The 438-nt window shown below is 64.2% G+C and carries 1 protein-coding gene; it reads left to right on the top strand.

What is annotated here, in order from left to right; translation table 11 throughout:
* Positions 1-408: IS3 family transposase (locus GOALK_RS24135; RefSeq protein ID WP_006357265.1), on the top strand; the 408-nt coding region annotated here is incomplete at its 5' end.
* Positions 409-438 lie beyond the last annotated feature (30 nt).

Here is a 438-nt window from a genome sequence, read left to right as displayed (position 1 = left end):
TGGGCACGGTCGCGTGCCGGCCACGACGTGGCCGGGCTGATCCACCACTCCGACCGCGGAGTGCAATACCGAGCCATCCGCTACACCGAACGACTGGCCGAAGCCGAAGCGGTGACATCTGTTGGCTCCAAAGGGGATTCATACGACAACGCGATGGCTGAGGCGTTCAACTCGCTGTTCAAAGCCGAATGCATCCGTAACCCCGTGATGCGCCCGCGAGGCGGCTGGGCAGGTGTGGGCGAGGTCGAGATCGCCGTCGCTGAGTACGTCGAATGGTTCAACCACCGCCGCCTGCACGGCGAGATCGGACACGTCCCACCCGTCGAGTACGAGAGCGCCTACTGGTCGACCCACACCGTCACCAGCTACCGTGAGAACCCGGTCCCCGCAAACGCTGGAACCAACTAACCGAGCCTCCAGCAAACCCGGGGCGATTCA

The sequence above is a fragment of the Gordonia alkanivorans NBRC 16433 genome (assembly GCF_000225505.1).
In the GTDB taxonomy this organism is placed as follows: domain Bacteria; phylum Actinomycetota; class Actinomycetes; order Mycobacteriales; family Mycobacteriaceae; genus Gordonia; species Gordonia alkanivorans.
This window is presented reverse-complemented; position numbering and strand designations above follow the sequence as displayed.